The sequence below is a fragment of the Streptomyces radiopugnans genome, assembly GCF_900110735.1.
In the GTDB taxonomy this organism is placed as follows: domain Bacteria; phylum Actinomycetota; class Actinomycetes; order Streptomycetales; family Streptomycetaceae; genus Streptomyces; species Streptomyces radiopugnans.
Genome location: NZ_FOET01000010.1, coordinates 62,897 through 78,297 on the forward strand (window position 1 = coordinate 62,897; position 15,401 = coordinate 78,297).

A 15,401-nucleotide genomic window follows, 5' to 3' on the forward strand; every position below is an offset into this window, starting at 1 on the left:
TCAGTGCTTCTTGAAGGCGTTCTTGTTCTCGAGCTCCTGCTCGCCCTCCTGCTTCTGGCCCTGCTTGTTCTCCTGGCCCTGGCCCTGACCCTGGGCCTGCTCCTGCTTCGGAGCGACGTGGATGTCGGACTCCTTCTCGACCTTCACGATCTTCTTGACGTGGACCTCCTCCTTGGAGTTCCGCGAGCAGTCGAGGTTGTTGATGTCGCTCGACAGGATCGGGATGTTGATGACCTCGAGGTTCGGGCAGGGCAGGATCTGCGCGTTGTTCTCGAACTTGGCCTCACCGGCGTGGGCGCTGGCGGCCCCACCCGCGAGGGCCATGGCGGCGGCGAAAGAAACGACGAGCGTCTTCTTCAGCATCATGCTGTCTTGTCTCCTTGACGAGAGAAGGAAGGTTCCGATGTCCCCGGCCGCCGCCGAGCGGCCGGATAACCGGTTTCCGGATTGCGGCCGCAGTTCGGCCGGCTCACCGGAAAGGCGGGAGTTGCCCCCACGTCGGCGACATTAACCCACCGAATCCCCGATTGCGCGCTTCTGTGTTTCTGCGTGTCCTGTGGAAAGTGGCGCCGGATCATCTCCGATCGGCGCGCCACCTGGGCTTCTGTACCACCACTGCGCCAAGCGGGTGTTGTTTCGGTCTATATCCCGTGAGCGTGTCGTGGAAAGGTGAAAGGCCGCCCCGGTGTGCCGGGGCGGCCTTTCGGAGTGCTGTGCCGGTGGTCCGGTCGGCTCCTCAGTCCCTGAAGGACTTGTAGGAGGCAACCTTCTTCGACTCCACGTAGGTGACCGAGCAGTCGAGGTTGTTGATGTCCGCCGACGCGATCGGGACGTTCAGCAGCTCCAGGTTGACGCAGGGGAGGATCTGCGCGTTGTTCTGGAACTTCGGGCCGTCTCCGGCGTGGGAGACGCCGGCCCCGCCGATCACCAGGGCGGTGGCGGAAAGCGCGACGGCGGCGGTCCGCTTCATCTTCATGGCATGTACCTCCAATGTACGAAGCCGCTTCACGGGCTTGCATGCGTAATGCTAGGAACTAGCGAGCCGAGTACACCGTAAGCCTTGCCGCGCGCCGCGCGACTCTTTTCTGCTCCATACGTGTCACGGGCCCGCGCCGCCGGCTGCGGCGCGGGCCCGTGACGTTAATTGCCGGAAGGAGGATCGGCCTTCTGCTTCGCAGTGACAACGACGGTGAGGGGCGATGGTTGTGCTTCCGGAAGAGTGAAAGAAGTGATACCGGGTGCATGAGCGGGTAATCGGAGCCTCTTTCCGCCATTCATCTTCCGAAAAACATACTAATCATTCCCGTGGTGGAGCCCGTGGTGGAGGGGAAAGCCGCGCGGCCGTTTTGCGGAGCCCCGCCGGGCTCCGGCCCGGACGCCTGGCCCCGGTCCGCGCCGCCCGTGTGCTCTAGGGTTCTTCGCACGGGTCCCCGGCGGTGTCGGTCCGGGGCAGGGGCGGAGATTCGGGAGACTCATGCGTGACGGTCGGAAGGTGGCGGTGATCGGAGCGGTCTTCACCGCCGTGGTCGGAGCCGCCGGGTTCGGGGCGTACACCCTGATCGGCGACAGCGGCGCAGCCGGCGGCGAGGGCAGGCAGGACGTGGCCTTCTCCGACGGCAGGGCCGGTGAACCGGCGGTCGAGACGGGCCCGCCCTCACCGGAGGAGGTCCGCGAGACCGCCGGGAGGTTCCTGAGGGCGTGGCAGGAGGGGAAGGCCGACGAGGCCGCCGCGCTGACCGACGACGAGGCCGCGGCCGCCGAGGCCCTGACCGGCTTCCGCAAGGACGTCCGGGCCTCGGGCGTGCGCCTGGAACCGGGCGCCGCCGCGGGCGCCGACGTCCCGTTCACGGTGACGGCCGAGGTGGAGTACGACAAGGGGGAGAGACCCGCCACCTGGACGTACGAGTCGGAGCTGACGGTCGTACGGGACGACCGGAGCGGCGAGCCCGTCGTCGACTGGGAGGCGTCCGTCCTCCACCCCGCGCTCACCGATGGCCAGAAGCTGGAGACCGCCGAGGCCGGGGCCCCGCCCATCAAGGCCCTGGACCGCAACGGCGCCGAGCTGACGGCCGAGGCGCACCCCGAACTGGCCGCGATCCTGGCCGACCTGCGCAAGCGCTTCGGGGACAGGACCGACGGGAAGCCCGGTTACGAGACCCGGATCGTCGACGCCGCCGGCAAGGAGGTCAAGACCCTCAAGCGGCTCAGCAAGGGCACCCCGGGCGAGCTGAGGACCACGCTGGACGCCAAGGTGCAGAAGGCCGCCGTCCAGGCCATCGCGGGCAAGCCCAAGGCGTCGGTCGTCGCGCTGAAGGCCGGCACCGGCGAGATCCTGGCCGTCGCCAACACCCCGGCGGACGGCTTCAACACCGCCTTCAAGGGCTCCCTCGCCCCCGGCTCCACGATGAAGGTCGTCACCGCGTCGATGCTCATCGAGAAGGGCCTGGCCTCCAGCGCCAAGCAGCACCCCTGCCCGAAGTACTTCACGCACGGCGGCTGGAGGTTCCAGAACCTCGACAAGTTCGAGATCAACGGCGGCACCTTCGCCCAGTCCTTCGCCGCCTCCTGCAACACCGCCTTCATCAGCCAGGCCGGCGAGCTGTCGGACGACGACCTCACCAAGCAGGCCCGCGACGTCTTCGGCATCGGGCTGAACTGGCAGGTCGGCACCGCCACCTTCGACGGCTCGGTGCCCGTGCAGTCCGACGCGCAGATGGCCGCCTCGCTGATCGGGCAGGGCGGGGTCCGGGCGAACCCGCTGATCATGGCCTCGGTGTCGGCGACGGTGAAGAGCGGCGTCTTCCGCCAGCCGTACATCGTCTCGCCCGAGGTGGACGGCCGCACCCTGGCCAAGGCCCCGCGCACCCTCTCCCCGGCCGTCGCCCAGGAGCTGCGCTCGCTGATGCGGCTGACGGCCACCAGCGGCTCGGCGGCCGAGGCGATGGCCGGCGCCACCGGCGACTTCGGGGCCAAGACGGGCTCGGCCGAGGTGGACGGCCAGAAGAAGCCCAACGCCTGGTTCACCGCCTACCGGGGCGACATCGCCGCGGCGGCGGTCGTCCCGGCCTCCGGCCACGGCGGCAAGAACGCGGGCCCGGTCGTCCGCCAGGTGCTCGACTCCGTCGGCTGACCCCGCCCCGGGCGGCCCCCCGGACTCCGTACGGCCCGCGCGAGACGGCATCGCGCGGGCCGTACCCGCTGTGCGGAGGAGGTCGGCGCCGGCGCGGTGCGGTGACCGGGCGGAGCGGAGGCGTACGCGGGAGCGGGGGCGCCTCGGCCCGGCCGGGCGCGCCCCACCGGGATCGCGCTGCGTGAACTCTCTGTGACGAACATCTCCCCGTAGCCGTTGCGGAACGATACGGTACGGCCCTGAAACGCAAGACCGACGCCGCGAGAGAAGGCGGCTTCGGAAGAAGGGGGGACCCGTGCCCACTGACTACGCGTGCCAGGCGGCGGCCGAGCAGGCCGCCCGCGGCATCGCGCCCGTACGGGCGCTTCTGCTGCCGGCCCAGCGATCCGCCCCGGCGCAGCAGGAGGAGGTCTCGGTCGTCATCCGGTCGTTCCTGGGCCCCGACGCGGCCGGCAGGCCGCCCGCGCCCGACGACTCCGCGCCGCGCGTCGAGCCCGTCAGCGCTCCCATGGGCGCCGCGGTCCTGCTGAGCTTCCTCGACGGGCTGCGGGCGGACCTGAGCGGTGCGCTGGTCGACTGGTACTCCTCGATCCCCGCACAGCTCCCCGTGACGCTCGGCGCACCGGGCGCGGAGTCGCCGGGGCAGAGCCCGGCGCGGCTGCCCAACGGCTGGCAGTCCCTGGCCGACCTGCAGAGCAACGCCCAGGACGTGCTGACCGTCCTGGCGAGCCGGCCGCGCGACGGACAGCAGGTCGGCCCCGCCGAGCTGAGCTGGCGGCTGGCCCTGCTGGAGGACGTGTTCTCCGGGGCGCTGCGCCGGATGGGCATTCCGGACCAGCCGGCGGCGGACTGCGCCGCCGAGCTGACGGCCGCCACCGGCTCGCTGTTCGGCCTCAACCGGCCGACCCCGCGCTCGGCCCCGGCCCAGCACAGCCCGTCGTACTGAGCTGGGGGCCGGAAGGGCGGTCCCGGCGCGGGCGGCGGCGGGCCCTCGCCGACCCGGGCCGTGAACGCCGCCCGCGCCCGCGGCGGGCCCGTGGCGGCGTCCGCGGTGGCGCGGGGCCCGTGGCGGCGCCGTGGCCGGCGGGGCGGTCGCCCCAGGGCGGGCATGAGCACGTGCGCCCGGACGGCGACTAGGCTGAGAGGCTGACCAGCCCACCCGAAGACCACACCAGCCCGGCGTGCCGGGCAGCGGGAGCCCCATGGCCACGAACCTCGTCAATCTGGAAGCCGTCGGCAAGGTGTACGGCACCCGTGCGCTGCTCGACGGCGTCTCCCTCGGCGTCAGCGAGGGAGACCGGATCGGCGTCGTCGGGCGCAACGGCGACGGCAAGACCACCCTCGTCCGTATCCTGGCGAAGCTGGAGCCCGCCGACGACGGCCGGGTCACCCACGCCGGCGGGCTGCGGCTGGGAGTGCTCACCCAGCACGACTCGCTCGACCCGGCCGCCACCGTCCGGCACGAGGTCATCGGCGACATGGCCGACCACGAGTGGGCCGGGAACGCCCGCATCCGCGACATCCTCACCGGGCTCTTCGGCGGACTGGACCTGCCGGGCTTCCCGCAGGGGCTGGACACCGTCATCGGCCCGCTGTCCGGCGGCGAGCGGCGGCGCATCGCACTGGCGAAACTGCTCATCGCCGAGCAGGACCTGATCGTGCTGGACGAGCCCACCAACCACCTCGACGTCGAGGGCATCGCCTGGCTCGCCGGGCATCTGCGCACCCGGCGCTCGGCGCTGGTCTGCGTCACCCACGACCGCTGGTTCCTGGACCAGGTGTGCACGCGGATGTGGGACGTGCAGCGCGGCACCGTCCACGAGTACGAGGGCGGCTACAGCGACTACGTCTTCGCCCGCGCCGAGCGCGAGCGCATCGCGGCCACCGAGGAGGCCAAGCGGCAGAACCTGGTCCGCAAGGAGCTGGCCTGGCTGCGGCGCGGCGCCCCCGCCCGCACCAGCAAGCCCCGCTTCCGGGTCGAGGCCGCCAACGAGCTGATCGCCGACGTGCCGCCGCCGCGCGACAGCGCCGAGCTGATGAAGTTCGCCAACTCCCGGCTGGGCAGGACCGTCATGGACCTGGAGGACGTGACCGTCCAGGCCGGGCCCAAGGTGCTGCTCAAGCACCTGACCTGGCAGCTCGGACCCGGCGACCGGATCGGCCTGGCCGGTGTCAACGGCGCCGGCAAGACCTCGCTGCTGCGCGCGATGGCGGACGCGGCGTACAGCGGCGGCGAGAAGCAGCCGGCGGCCGGCCGGATCAAGGTGGGCAGGACGGTGCGGCTGGCCTACCTCTCCCAGGAGGTCGCCGAACTCGACCCCGCCTGGCGCGTGCTGGAGGCCGTGGAGCGGGTGCGCTCGCGCGTGGACCTGGGCAAGGGGCGCGAGATGAGCGCCTCCCAGCTGTGCGAGCGCTTCGGCTTCGGCAAGGAGAAGCAGTGGACGCCCGTCGGAGACCTCTCCGGCGGTGAGCGCCGCAGGCTCCAGCTGCTGCGGCTGCTGATGGACGAGCCGAACGTGCTGTTCCTGGACGAGCCGACCAACGACCTGGACATCGAGACCCTGACCCAGCTGGAGGACCTGCTCGACGGCTGGCCCGGCTCGCTGGTCGTCATCTCCCACGACCGCTACTTCATCGAGCGGACCACGGACCGGGTGTACGCGCTGCTGGGCGACGGCACGCTGCGGATGCTGCCGCGCGGACTGGACGAGTACCTGGAGCGCCGCGAGCGGCTGCGCCGGGCCACCACCGCGCCCGGCGCCCCGGCACCGGGGACGGCCGCCGCGGCCGCCACCGCCCCGGCGGGGCAGACCGGTTCCGCCGGTTCGGCCGGTTCAGCCAAACCCGCCGCCATCTCGCGGGCGGCGCAGAAGGAGCTGCAGCGCATCGAGCGCAGGCTGGAGCGGATCGAGGAGCGCCAGGCGGTGCTGCACGCAGAGATGGCCGAGCACGCCACCGATTTCGGGAAGGTCGCCGGGCTCGACGCCGAGTTGCGCGAACTGGCCGGTGAGCGCGATGAGTTGGAGACGCGCTGGCTGGAACTGGCCGACGGGGACTGACCGGGAGCGGCGGAGGCCGGCGGGGAACGGCCGGAGGCGGCCGCGCCGGACGGGTAACGGCGAGGTCGCGGGCCGGTCTCACCTGGTGGCCCGGAACGGGAACCGGAGGCGGCTTTCCGGGTGTCCGGTGATAGAAAGAATCCCCTTCCGACCGTCGGCGCCAAGGGCCGACAACAGCCGAGAAGCGGCGGGCCGTGTCCGATTCGCTCTGCCCCACGGGGGGCGAGGGGCTGGGCAGTCGGTCCGCGCGTGAATGAGGAAACCCATGTCGCAGCCGCCTCCGCCACCAAGTCAGCCGCCGTCCGGCGGCTTCGGTCCGCCCCCGGAGCAGCCGGACGACCGGCCGGATCAGCCGGAGCGGCAGCCGGAACAGCAGCCGGAGAAGGCCGAGCGGGAACAGCCTCCGCAGGTTCCGCTGTCCAAGTCGCCGCAGTCTCCGGCGGATCCGCCGGGGCAGCCGCCGCAGGCGCCCGCGGGCCCGCAGACGCCTCCGGGCCCGCCGTCGTACGGCTATCCGCAGCAGCCCGGTCAGCCCGGTCAGTTCGGCGGGCCGGAACAGCCGGTTCAGCCCGGCCAGTTCGGCCAGGCGCCGCAGTTCCCGCCCGGCCAGCCCCAGGCGTACGGCTATCCGCAGCAGCCCGGCCAGATGCCCCAGGCGCCGTACGGCCAGGCCCCCGCGTACGGCCGGCCTCCGGCGTACGGGCAGCCTCCGTCGTACGGCTATCCGCAGCAGCCCGGATACGGCCAGTACCCGACGCAGCCCATGTACGGCGGCGGTGCGCAGCCGCCCGGCGGCGGCAACGGCGGCAACAAGAGCGCCAAGATCCTGGCCGTCGTCGCCGCGGTCGTCGCGGTCCTGCTCGTCGCGGGCGGCGGTGTCTGGTTCCTGACCAAGGACGACGGCGGCACCGAGGCCAAGAAGGGCGACAAGGGCACCACCCAGGGCGCCGACGGAGGCTCGGGCGACTCCGGTGGCTCCGGCGGCGAGAAGGGCCTGATCGACGCCGAGCTCGCCTGGACGGTCGACCCGCCCAAGGTGGACAAGCAGGACATCATCGCGGAAGCGCCCGGCACGTGGTTCGTCGGCGGGAACATCGTCAAGGCCACGACGAGTTCCACCACGGCCTACGACATGAAGACCGGCAAGGTGGCGTGGTCCATCGACATGCCCCGCCCGAAGGACTGCACCGCCGCCTTCGAGATGTCCGAGGACCGGACCGTGGTCCAGTACGGCCGGCGCTGCGAGTTCGTCATGGGCATCGACCTGGCCGCGGGCAAGAAGCTGTGGAACAAGGAACTGCCGTCCAAGCGCGACAGTTCCTCGGAGTTCAGCTACACGGAGATGGCGGTCAGCGGCGACATCGCCGCGGCGGCCTGGATCGGCAACGCCGTCGGTTACGACCTGTCGACCGGCAAGGAGCTGTGGCAGCAGGAGGAGGGCTCCGACTGCAAGGACCGCGGCTACTCCGGAGGCGCCCAGCTCGTCGCCAAGCTGGAGTGCGGCTTCGGCGGCTCGCAGAAGGTCCAGGGAGTGGGCCCGGGCGGCAAGAAGAAGTGGGAGTGGGACGTCCCCGACGGCATCGAGGTCCTCAAGGTCCTGTCCACCGACCCCCTGGTCCTCGGGGTCAACGCCGGCGGCGAGTCCAGCATCGACATCACGGACGTGATGGTCCTCTCGGACAGCGGCGAGCTCCAGGACAAGATCTCCATCGACAAGGACCGCCACGAGCTGGGCTGCCGGGGCATCACGCTCAGCAACTGCCCCGGCACGGTGGTGGACGGCGGGACCATGTACATCTCCTCGAAGCCCCACCAGGGCGGCGAATACGGGCAGACCAGCGAGATCATCGCCTTCGACCTCACCACCGGGAAGTCGAAGTGGCTGGGGGAGCCGACCACGGGCGGCCGGATCGTCCCGGTCACCGTGGAGGACGGCTCGCTGCTCGCCTACGAGCTCCCCGGCTACGACAAGCCGGGGCAGGTCGTCACGCTCGACCCGAAGACCGGCAAGCCGTCCCCGCGGATGAAGCTGCCGGAGAGCGGTGTGAAGCAGGAGTACGACATGGCCACCGGCTCCGATGTGCACCCGTTCTGGAAGGACGGCCACTTCTTCCTGGTGAACCACAGGTTCTACGCCACCGCCGGCCTGAGCGACCTGGCGATAGCCGCCTACAGCTGAGGTTCCGCGGCCGCTCCCGGCCTCCCGCGGCGGACCGCCGCCACCGCATCGGCCCCGCGCCCCTCCTGTGGAGGGACGCGGGGCCGCTCGCGTGGGTCCGCGGGAGTTCCCGCCGGTTCTTGCCGGAAGGGACGCGGGATGCCGGGGGAGCGTGTAGCTTCCGGGGGCAAGACGGAGCCGGGTGGCTCGAAGGGCCGTACGGGGGCCCGGCCCGGCCCCGGGACGGGGCCGACGGAACGACAGGGGTGTGGATGACCGTGCGGCTCATGGTGGTCGACGACCACCGTCTGCACGCCGAGGCGCTCGCCTCGGCGCTGAAGTTGCGCGGGCACCGGGTGCTCGCCGCCGCCGCGCCGGCCGCGGGGGCGGCGGAACTGGTGGTCAGCAGGGCCCCCGAGGTGTGCCTGTGGGGCACGGCGTCGCCCGCCGAGCCCGGGGCGTTCGATCCCGTGGCGAGGATCAGGCGGGAGCGGCCGCAGACCGCCGTGGTGGTGCTGGGCCCGGTGCCCAGCCCGCGGGGGATCGCGGCGGCGTTCGCGGCGGGGGCGTCGGGCTACATACGGCACGACGAGCGGATCGAGGGCGTAGAGCGCGGCATGGTCAGGGCGCGGGCCGGGGAGGCGGCGGTGGCGCCGCAGCTGCTGCGGGGCGCCTTCGCGGAACTGCTCAACCCGAGAACCGAGCCGGACGACGAGGGCGTCAGGCTGCTGCGGATGCTCACCCCGCGCGAGACCGAGGTGCTGGTGCGGGTGGCCGAGGGGGAGGACACCCGGACGATCGCGGTGGGCATGGGGATCGCGCCCAGCACGGCCCGCACCCATGTGCAGCGGGTGCTGATGAAGCTCGGAGTCGGTTCGCGGCTGGAGGCGGCGGCGCTGGCGGCCCGTACCGGACTGCTGGACCGGGCGGCCGGGGCGCGGGGCGGGGGCCTGCACGGCGGCACGGACAGAGGCACGGACAGGGGCATGGACAGGGGCGCGGGGCCGGGCTGACGCACCGGCCCCGCGCCCCTGTCCGCACGGCGGGAGGCGCGTGTCACTCCCCGGCGGACGGTACGGCTCCCGGGCCGCCGTCGTCGGCCTCCCGCCGCGACGGCGGCGGGACCGTGGGGCTCAGCCGCAGCCAGAGCAGGAACAGCAGCCCCAGCACCAGCATCGACAGCCCGGCCCAGAGGTTGATGTTGATGTCCTGGGCCTTGGCCAGGTCGGCGTCGGAGACGAAGATGCCCGCCGCGGTGACCAGGACGCCGTAGATCACGAAGAGCAGGCCGATGACACGGCGGATGTCGAACAGCCGGGCGGCGCTGGCCGAGCGCTCCTCCAGTTCGCGCTCCTCCTCCCGCCAGTCCGGCTCCGGGTCGCCCTTGCCGACGCCGGGGACACCGGGGTCGGCAGGGTCGGCGGGGTCGGAGGGACCGCGGGAGCCCGAGGGCCCGCGGTACTCGTGGGCGCCGTGCGGACCGCCTGCGCCGTTGTTGCCGTTCTCGCCGTTGCCGTCGTTCGTCATGGTGGATCACATCCTTCGCTGTGCGGTGCGCGGGGCGCTCAGAAGGAGAAGGGGATGTAGCAGAGGGCGGCGAGGATGATCGCGCCCCAGCCCAGCAGCGCGGGCCTGCGGTACCAGGCCTCGTCGCCCGCGGCCGGGGGTTCGGCCAGACCGGGGGAGCGGGTGCCGTACACCAGGCCGGCCAGCCGCTCGACGGGCTTGGGCCTGGTCAGGGGGGTGAGGACCACGACGACGAGCGTGCCCACGACGAAGGCGACGATGGCGGAGACGAAGTTGGCGCCCTGGTCGGTGGGGATGTCGACCAGCCCGCCCCGGTAGAACCAGAAGTAGTTGACCATCGCCGCGACCGTGCCCGCCAGCAGCCCCCAGAAACCGGCCGCTGCCGTCATCCGCTTCCAGAACATGCCGATGATGAAGACGGTGAACAGCGGCACGTTGAAGAAGGAGAACAGCGTCTGCAGGTAGTTCATGATGTTGCTGAACGTCGCCGCGATGAACGCCGTCCCCATGCCCAGCAGCACGCCGATCGCGGTGACCACGCGCGCGGTGAGCACGTAGTACGAGTCCGGGCGGCCCTTGACCAGGTAGGGCCGCCAGATGTCGTGGGTGAAGACGGTGTTGAAGGCCGAGACGTTGGCCGCCATGCCGGCCATGAAGGCGGCGAGCAGACCGGTCACCGCGACGCCCAGCACGCCGTTGGGCAGCAGGTCCCGCATCAGCAGGGGGACCGCCTCGTTGTACTCCAGGCCGCTGCCCGGACCGATGTCCGGCGCCACCACCAGCGCGACCAGACCGGGGATGACGACGATCGCCGGAATGAAGACCTTGGGGAAGGCGGCGATCAGCGGGGTGCGCTGGGCGGCGGAGAGGTTCTTGGCGGACAGGGCGCGCTGGACCTCGGCGAAGTTGGTCGTCCAGTAGCCGAAGCTGAGGGCGAAGCCGAGGCCGAGCACGATGGTGAGCCAGTTGGCGCCCAGCGGGTTGTCCGAGCCGATGCCGGTCCCGCCCCAGGCGGAGACGAAGTTCTCGCCCTGCGAGGCGGTGAGCGAGTCGCGCAGCCCGCTCCAGCCGCCCACCCGGGTCAGTGCGAGGACGGTCAGCGGGATCAGGCCGGCCAGGATCACGAAGAACTGCACGACCTCGTTGTAGATGGCCGAGGACAGACCGCCCAGGGTGATGTAGAGCAGCACGAACAGGCCCGAGACCACGATGGACACCCACCGCGGCCAGCCCAGCAGCGCCTCCAGCACGATGGCCAGCGCGTAGAGGTTGACACCCGCGATCAGCACCGAGGCCGCCGAGAACAGGATGCCGCTGAGCAGGTGGGACGAGGGCCCGAAGCGGTGCAGCAGGAACTCGGGGACCGAGCGCACCCGGGACCCGTAGTAGAAGGGCATCATCACCAGGCCGAGGAAGACCATGGCCGGGATGGCGCCCACCCAGTACCAGTGCACGGTGTAGACGCCGTACTGCGCGCCGTTGGCCGCCATGCCCAGGATCTCCAGGGCGCCGAGGTTCGCCGCGATGAAGGCGAGGCCGGTCACCCAGGCGGGCAGTGAGCGGCCGGAGAGGAAGAAGTCCAGGCTGGTCTTGATGCTGCGCCGGGCAGCGAACCCGACTCCCAGGATGACGAGGAAATAGACGGCCAGGATCGTGTAGTCCAGGGCGTTCGTGGGGAGCCGAAGATCCTGGGCCAACTGGTACGACGGCATGAGCAGGTCGCCTCCATGGCGTGACGGGGCCTTCTGTGGGGGTGGGTCCCTTGACGTCAATGTTCACTCATGGTTTTTTATGTTCGATTATGTTTGGGTCGTAGTATAGGGAGACCCCAGGTGAAAAAGACCTCGACCCGCCTCGCCGACGGTCGCGAACTCGTGTACTACGACGTTCGCGGCGGTCACGGCGCCGCGGAACGCGACGCGGTGGACCGGCGCCCCCTGGACGCCGTCGCCACGGCGTCGGAGATCCGGCACGACCCCCTGCTCGGCGAGTGGGTCGCGGTCACGGCGCACCGCCAGGCCCGCACGTACCACCCGCCGGCCGACGAGTGTCCGCTCTGCCCCTCCCGGGACGGGCGCATGACGGAGATCCCGGCCGAGGACTACGAGGTGGCCGTCTTCGAGAACCGCTTCCCCTCACTGGCCGGCCCCCCGGGCCCGGCGGCCGCGGAGGACGGCACCGGCCTCTTCCTGCGGGCCCCGGGCGCCGGGCGCTGCGAGGTGGTGTGCTTCACCTCCGACCACGAGGCGTCCTTCGCCGACCTCACCGAGGAGCGGGCCGCCCTGGTCCTGGACGCCTGGACCGACCGCACCGCCGAACTGTCGGCGCTGCCGGGCGTGCGCCAGGTGTTCTGCTTCGAGAACCGGGGCCGGGAGATCGGCGTCACCCTCGGCCACCCCCACGGCCAGATCTACGCCTACCCCTTCGTCACCCCGCGCACCGGGCGGATGCTGCGCTCGGCCGCCGCCCACCGGGAGCGCACCGGCGGCAACCTCTTCGACGACGTAGTGGAAGCCGAGCGCGCCGACGGACGGCGCGTGGTGCTGGAGACCGGCCACTGGACCGCCTTCGTGCCGCACGCCGCGCGCTGGCCGTACGAGGTGCATCTGTACCCCAGGCGGCGGGTGCCGGACATGACGGAACTCCAGGCGGACGCCCGAGCCGACTTCCCCGGCGTCTACCTGGAACTGCTGCGGCGCTTCGACCGGATCTTCGGCCCCGGCGAGCCGCCCACGCCGTACATCTCCGGCTGGCACCAGGCGCCGCTGGGCCCGGACGGGGGCAGGGACTGGGCCGGACGGGCGGACTTCGCCCTCCACCTGGAACTCTTCACGATCCGCCGCACGTCCGGGAAGCTGAAGTACCTGGCGGGCTCGGAGTCCGGTATGGGGGTCTTCATCAACGACGTGCCGCCCGAGACCGCGGCGCAGCGACTGCGGGAGGTGGCGAGCCGGTGAGCGGCACGTATCTGGTGACCGGCGGGGCCGGCTACGTCGGGAGCGTCGTCGCGGCGCACCTGCTGGAGGCGGGACACCGGGTGACGGTGGTGGACGACCTGTCCACCGGCTTCCGCGCGGGCGTGCCGGCGGGAGCGGACTTCGTCCGGGGACGTATCCAGGACGCCGCCGACTGGCTGGACCCTTCCTACGACGCCGTGCTGCACTTCGCGGCCAGCTCCCAGGTCGGTGAGTCCGTCGTCCACCCCGAGAAGTACTGGCGCAACAACGTCGGCGGCACGATGGCGCTGCTGGACGCGATGCGCGGGGCCGGCGTGCGCACCCTGGTCTTCTCCTCCACCGCCGCCACCTACGGCGAGCCCGAGGAGGTCCCCATCCGCGAGGACGCCCCCACCGCCCCCACCAACCCCTACGGCGCCTCCAAGCTCGCCGTCGACCACATGATCGCCGGCGAGTGCGCCGCCCACGGCCTGGCCGCCGTCTCGCTGCGCTACTTCAACGTGGCCGGCGCGTACCGCAGCGCGCACGGCGCCCTCGGCGAGCGGCACGACCCCGAGTCGCACCTCATCCCGCTGGTGCTCCAGGTCGCGCTCGGGCAGCGGGAGGCGATCTCGGTCTACGGCGACGACTACCCCACCCCCGACGGCACCTGCGTACGCGACTACATCCACGTCGCCGACCTCGCCGAGGCCCATCTGCTGGCGCTGGACGCCGCGGAGCCCGGGGAGCACCTGGTGTGCAACCTGGGCAACGGCAGCGGCTTCTCCGTCCGCGAGGTGATCCGCACGGTCCGCGAGGTCACCGGCCACCCCGTGCCCGAGAGGACGGCGCCGCGCCGCGGAGGCGACCCGGCGTTCCTGGTCGCCTCGGCGGACCGGGCCAGGCAGCGGCTGGGCTGGCGGCCCTCGCGCACAGACCTGAAGGACATCGTCGCCGACGCCTGGGCCTTCGCCCGGGGCAGGGCGCTGGACTCCGCCGGCGGCGGCGAGGGGAGCGGAACGTGAACGGGCCCCTGGACCCCGAGGCCGGGGCGGAGGCGGAGGCGCTGAACGCGGCGCAGACGGCGGAGGCGGCCGAAGGCTTCCGCGCGGTCCACGGCGGTGAGCCCACCGGGATCTGGGCCGCGCCGGGCCGCGTCAACCTCATCGGCGAGCACACCGACTACAACGACGGCTTCGTCATGCCGCTCGCCCTGCCGCACACCACCCGGGTGGCGGCGGCCCGCCGCGACGACGGCGTGCTGGGCCTCCACTCGGCCGACGTGTCGGGCGGCACGGTGCGCCTGCCGGCCGAGAAGCTCGCGCCCGGCACGGCCGACGGCTGGGCCGCGTACCCGGCCGGCGTGGTGTGGGCACTGCGCGAGGCCGGCCTGCTGTCCGGCAGGGAGGGAGGCGCCGACCTCTACATCCGCAGCGACGTGCCCACCGGCGCGGGCCTGTCCTCCTCGGCCGCCCTGGAGGTCGCCACGGCGGTGGCCCTGAACGACCTGTACGGCCTGGGGCTGGCCCCCGAGCGGATCGCCCGGCTCTGCCAGCGGGCCGAGAACGAGTTCGTCGGTGTCCCCTGCGGGATCATGGACCAGATGGCGTCGGCCTGCTGCACGGCCGGGCACGCCCTCCACCTCGACACCCGGGACCTGGCCGCCCGCCAGGTCCCGTTCGACCTGGCCGCCGCGGGCCTGCGGCTGCTGGTGGTGGACACCCGCGTCAAGCACGCGCTGGGCGACGGCGAGTACGCCCGGCGCCGGGCGGGCTGCGAGGAGGCCGCGGCGGCCCTGGGGGTCGCGGCCCTGCGCGACGTCCCGTACGGGGAGCTGGACACGGCGCTGGCCGGGCTGGCCGATCCGGCGCTGCGGCCGCTGGTGCGCCACGTGGTCACCGAGAACCGGCGGGTGGAGGAGGTCGTCGGCCTCCTCGACGCGGGCGACCCCCGCTCGATCGGCCCGGTCCTGACCGCCGGGCACGCCTCGCTGCGCGACGACTTCGCCGTCTCCTGCCCCGAACTGGACCTGGTGGTGGAGACGGCGAACGCGGCGGGCGCGCTGGGCGCCCGGATGACCGGCGGCGGCTTCGGCGGCTCCGCGGTCGTCCTGGTGGAGGCGGCCGGGGCGGAGGAGGTCGGCGCGGAGGTCGCCGACGCCTTCGACGCCGCGGGCCACCCGGCCCCGCGGCTGTTCGAGGCGGTGCCCTCGACGGGAGCACGCCGGCTGGACGGTTGAGGGCGCCCGGCCGGCGGACCGGGTGTGCGCGGGCGGTGTGCGGCGCGGCGAACAGCGCGGCGAACGGTGCGGTGTGCGGCGCGGTGATCGGTGTGATGATCGCAATGTGTCGGAAGCGATCGGTCCGTGCCGCGCCGCACACCGCCGACCGTGCACGTCCGGTCGCCGCGGACCGTGCCGGCGGTCGGTTTCCGCCAATCCGCCTCGTCGGCCCCACCCCGGCCGTACGCTGATGGACGGCACCGGCCGCCGGGGGCCGGTGCGCATCAGGGGGCGGCACACGCCGGATGCGGCGCACGGAGGCCGGGTACGAGCAGGGCACGGCGGCGGCCGTGCGGCCCGCCCGGCCCCC

Annotated in this window: 12 protein-coding genes; 8 read left to right on the forward strand and 4 right to left on the reverse strand. The window is 72.5% G+C overall.

The features are described from left to right. Both BMY40_RS18120 and BMY40_RS18125 read right to left on the reverse strand, forming a co-directional pair. Positions 1 to 366: a hypothetical protein gene (locus BMY40_RS18120; protein WP_093660852.1), complete on the reverse strand. Its 366-nt coding sequence runs from the start codon at positions 364 to 366 to the stop codon at positions 1 to 3. Between the two features lie 370 nt (positions 367 to 736). Continuing rightward, positions 737 to 976 carry a hypothetical protein gene (locus tag BMY40_RS18125; RefSeq protein ID WP_093660854.1) on the reverse strand — a complete coding sequence of 80 codons (240 nt, stop codon included), beginning with the start codon at positions 974 to 976 and terminating at the stop codon, positions 737 to 739. Positions 977 to 1,474: 498 nt separating this feature from the next. Here BMY40_RS18125 and BMY40_RS18130 point away from each other — a divergent pair, with 498 nt between their 5' ends. The 5 genes from BMY40_RS18130 (at position 1,475) to BMY40_RS18150 (ending at position 9,360) form a co-directional block, all read left to right on the forward strand. Then, on the forward strand, positions 1,475 to 3,130 hold the full coding sequence (locus tag BMY40_RS18130; RefSeq protein WP_177214050.1) for a penicillin-binding transpeptidase domain-containing protein: 1,656 nt from the start codon (positions 1,475 to 1,477) through the stop codon (positions 3,128 to 3,130). 295 nt (positions 3,131 to 3,425) lie between these two features. Further along, positions 3,426 to 4,076 carry a hypothetical protein gene (locus tag BMY40_RS18135; RefSeq protein WP_093660856.1) on the forward strand — a complete coding sequence of 217 codons (651 nt, stop codon included), beginning with the start codon at positions 3,426 to 3,428 and terminating at the stop codon, positions 4,074 to 4,076. 256 nt (positions 4,077 to 4,332) lie between these two features. Continuing rightward, on the forward strand, positions 4,333 to 6,189 hold the full coding sequence (locus BMY40_RS18140; protein WP_093660858.1) for an ABC-F family ATP-binding cassette domain-containing protein: 1,857 nt from the start codon (positions 4,333 to 4,335) through the stop codon (positions 6,187 to 6,189). A gap of 265 nt (positions 6,190 to 6,454) precedes the next feature. After that, positions 6,455 to 8,368, forward strand: coding sequence for an outer membrane protein assembly factor BamB family protein (locus BMY40_RS18145; RefSeq protein WP_107436779.1), 1,914 nt, complete (start codon positions 6,455 to 6,457; stop codon positions 8,366 to 8,368). Positions 8,369 to 8,619: 251 nt separating this feature from the next. Further along, positions 8,620 to 9,360 carry a response regulator transcription factor gene (locus BMY40_RS18150; RefSeq protein ID WP_093661057.1) on the forward strand — a complete coding sequence of 247 codons (741 nt, stop codon included), beginning with the start codon at positions 8,620 to 8,622 and terminating at the stop codon, positions 9,358 to 9,360. 43 nt (positions 9,361 to 9,403) lie between these two features. On the opposite strand, the gene BMY40_RS18155 is transcribed toward BMY40_RS18150, so the two are convergent. Both BMY40_RS18155 and BMY40_RS18160 read right to left on the reverse strand, forming a co-directional pair. Further along, positions 9,404 to 9,691, reverse strand: coding sequence for a hypothetical protein (locus BMY40_RS18155; protein WP_093661059.1), 288 nt, complete (start codon positions 9,689 to 9,691; stop codon positions 9,404 to 9,406). Positions 9,692 to 9,912: 221 nt separating this feature from the next. Further along, the gene (locus BMY40_RS18160) at positions 9,913 to 11,586 is read right to left on the reverse strand and encodes a sodium:solute symporter family protein (protein ID WP_093660862.1); all 1,674 of its coding nucleotides are present in this window, start codon (positions 11,584 to 11,586) and stop codon (positions 9,913 to 9,915) included. A gap of 120 nt (positions 11,587 to 11,706) precedes the next feature. On the opposite strand from BMY40_RS18160, the gene galT reads away from it, so the two are divergent. Genes galT through galK form a run of 3 tightly spaced genes read left to right on the forward strand, consistent with a single transcriptional unit; the run spans position 11,707 to position 15,049 of the window. Then, on the forward strand, positions 11,707 to 12,831 hold the full coding sequence (gene galT / locus BMY40_RS18165) for a galactose-1-phosphate uridylyltransferase (protein WP_093660864.1): 1,125 nt from the start codon (positions 11,707 to 11,709) through the stop codon (positions 12,829 to 12,831). Further along, positions 12,828 to 13,835 (forward strand): UDP-glucose 4-epimerase GalE, encoded by a 1,008-nt coding sequence (gene galE, locus BMY40_RS18170; protein ID WP_093660866.1) that lies wholly within the window; start codon positions 12,828 to 12,830, stop codon positions 13,833 to 13,835. The genes galT and galE overlap by 4 nt, the downstream gene beginning before the upstream one ends. A 41-nt stretch (positions 13,836 to 13,876) precedes the next feature. After that, entirely contained in the window at positions 13,877 to 15,049 is a 1,173-nt protein-coding gene (gene galK / locus BMY40_RS18175; protein ID WP_093661061.1) for a galactokinase, read from the forward strand. The last annotated feature ends 352 nt before the right edge of the window (positions 15,050 to 15,401 follow it).

What these genes read in the sequence shown, in the direction of transcription:
- BMY40_RS18140 (WP_093660858.1), top strand. Translation starts at nt 4,333, where the DNA reads ATGGCCACGAACCTCGTCAATCTGGAAGCCGTCGGCAAGGTGTACGGC.
- BMY40_RS18130 (WP_177214050.1), top strand. Translation starts at nt 1,475, where the DNA reads ATGCGTGACGGTCGGAAGGTGGCGGTGATCGGAGCGGTCTTCACCGCC.
- BMY40_RS18125 (WP_093660854.1), bottom strand. Translation starts at nt 976, where the DNA reads ATGAAGATGAAGCGGACCGCCGCCGTCGCGCTTTCCGCCACCGCCCTG.
- BMY40_RS18160 (WP_093660862.1), bottom strand. Translation starts at nt 11,586, where the DNA reads ATGCCGTCGTACCAGTTGGCCCAGGATCTTCGGCTCCCCACGAACGCC.
- BMY40_RS18120 (WP_093660852.1), bottom strand. Translation starts at nt 366, where the DNA reads ATGATGCTGAAGAAGACGCTCGTCGTTTCTTTCGCCGCCGCCATGGCC.
- BMY40_RS18145 (WP_107436779.1), top strand. Translation starts at nt 6,455, where the DNA reads ATGTCGCAGCCGCCTCCGCCACCAAGTCAGCCGCCGTCCGGCGGCTTC.
- BMY40_RS18150 (WP_093661057.1), top strand. Translation starts at nt 8,620, where the DNA reads ATGACCGTGCGGCTCATGGTGGTCGACGACCACCGTCTGCACGCCGAG.